This is a genomic window from Moorena sp. SIO3I6 (assembly GCF_010672095.1).
This window is the reverse complement of sequence record NZ_JAAHHU010000975.1, coordinates 1-1,846: the sequence shown is the minus strand read 5'-3', so window position 1 is coordinate 1,846 and position 1,846 is coordinate 1. Positions and strand designations below refer to the sequence as shown.

Sequence of the window (1,846 nt, the reverse complement as noted above, 5' to 3'; positions counted from 1 at the left end):
AGTGAGCGACGTTTGTGGAATAAAACAACCACTGAAGTTCGTTTTTACATAAGTAGTTTGGAAAATAATGCTGATAAAATTGCTAAAGCTATCCGCAGTCATTGGGGGATTGAAAACAGCTTACATTAGATATTAGATGTCACCTTCTCTGAAGATAGTAGTCGTATTCGCAAGGATAATTCTCCTGAAAACTTGGCTTTACTACGTCGTTTAGCTTTAAATATAATGAAACAAGAAGCCAGCTTTAAAGGAAGTTTAAAGATGAAACGCGCTTCGTGCTGCTATGGACAATAACTATTTAGTCAAAATTTTAGCATCTGCCAGTAAATAACTAGGGACTTGTTAGTCAAGTTTTCTCCAAGAGAATAAGCCAAATATGCACCCAAATTTATGAGTTAACATTTCGGGAAATAAGGGAGGACGCGGTCAAAAATTTTTAGTCAGCTCCAATCGCTTGATTGTTACTAGTTAAAATTGATAAATATAGATTTTTTAAAACTTACTTAAGTTAGATGCGTTTACCCTGATTGATTGAAGAACTGATAACCAATGTGCGTCCTTTATCAGAAAAGAACAACAATACCTTAGAAGTAATCTATTTGAACAACCCTGGCAGAATCCTTACTGACCCCACCAAAATGCGCCAAATCCTGCTTAACTTGCTCAACAACGCTTGTAAATTTACAGAGCATGGAACTGTTAAATTGATAGTCAAAAAGAGTGATGGCACAGCAGAGATTGACGATAAATTTAATTCACCATCTACAATTATTCCTGATCTTGGTCAACACCAAAGAACTAAACCATCAATCACATTTCAAGTCAGTGACACCGGTATTGGCATCAGTCCAGAGCAACATTCAAAGATTTTTGAACCCTTCACTCAGGTAGATGAGTCGGACACCCGCAAGTATGGTGGGGCTGGCTTGGGTTTAGCGATCGCGAAAAAGCTCTGTCATCTGATGGCGGGTCAGATAACTGTGGACAGTGAATTGGGTAAGGGAACGACCTTTACCGTTTCCCTACCCATAGAATTAGTTTAACAATCATTAATCATTAATGATTTTTACCCAATGGTTATCCTTCTATCCCTACACCGAATCCCCTTGGGCAAACAACTTTGGTCAAAAGGCCACGCTAAGCGAACAACCTGCAACCCTCAATCGTGACAGCTCCTACACTGACCCGTTGGGTTCAGTGTAGGCTTCCCAGCCAATCCGGCTATCGCTTAGGAGGCGCTGGGCTTTAAGAACGGACTGCCCTGCCGCTCTGTTTTCTTGGTCTTTTTTTTAAGACTGTTTTGCTGACAAACCAGCATTTTCGGCTTTGTTTACCAGTACTTATATTATAGCAATTCCATCCATACCCTGTGCAAAATTCATCCCACACCTATGCTGCGCATTAGGTGTGGGATGAATTTTGCCGGACAGCTAAACCGTACTTAGAGCTGTATCAATCCACTGCTTTAGGGTGGGTAGCACTTCCTCAAGGGAGAGTTCTGTCGATTTGTGGGTAGCCCGTTCCACCACTTCCACTTTGCCATCTTTAAGCGATCGCCCAGTGACAATCCGGTAGGGAATCCCAATTAAATCAGCATCTTTGAACTTGACCCCAGCTCGTTCGTTGCGGTCATCAAGCAGGGTTTCGATACCTGCTTGATTGAGTTGAGTGTAAAGTTTTTCTGCTGCTGCCATCTGCTGGGTATCTCCCACATTGGGTATCGTGATAATCACATGGTAGGGTGCGATCGCAACTGGCCAGATAATCCCATCCTTGTCATAGGATTGCTCTACAGCTGCTTGAGCTAACCGAGACACTCCCACCCCATAACAGCCCATACATAACG

3 protein-coding genes are annotated in these 1,846 nt (G+C 42.3%); 2 read left to right on the top strand and 1 reads right to left on the bottom strand.

Going from position 1 to position 1,846, the window contains the following annotated elements:
- Nucleotides 1-527 precede the first annotated feature (527 nt).
- Both F6K49_RS45150 and F6K49_RS45145 read left to right on the top strand, forming a co-directional pair.
- Nucleotides 528-1,043 (top strand): ATP-binding protein, encoded by a 516-nt coding sequence (locus F6K49_RS45150; RefSeq protein WP_293025341.1) that lies wholly within the window; start codon nt 528-530, stop codon nt 1,041-1,043.
- 16 nt (nt 1,044-1,059) lie between these two features.
- Nucleotides 1,060-1,203: a hypothetical protein gene (locus F6K49_RS45145; RefSeq protein WP_293025342.1), complete on the top strand. Its 144-nt coding sequence runs from the start codon at nt 1,060-1,062 to the stop codon at nt 1,201-1,203.
- A gap of 227 nt (nt 1,204-1,430) precedes the next feature.
- Here F6K49_RS45145 and F6K49_RS45140 read toward each other — a convergent pair.
- On the bottom strand, nt 1,431-1,846 hold a 416-nt coding region (locus tag F6K49_RS45140; RefSeq protein WP_293108648.1), incomplete at its 5' end, for a His/Gly/Thr/Pro-type tRNA ligase C-terminal domain-containing protein.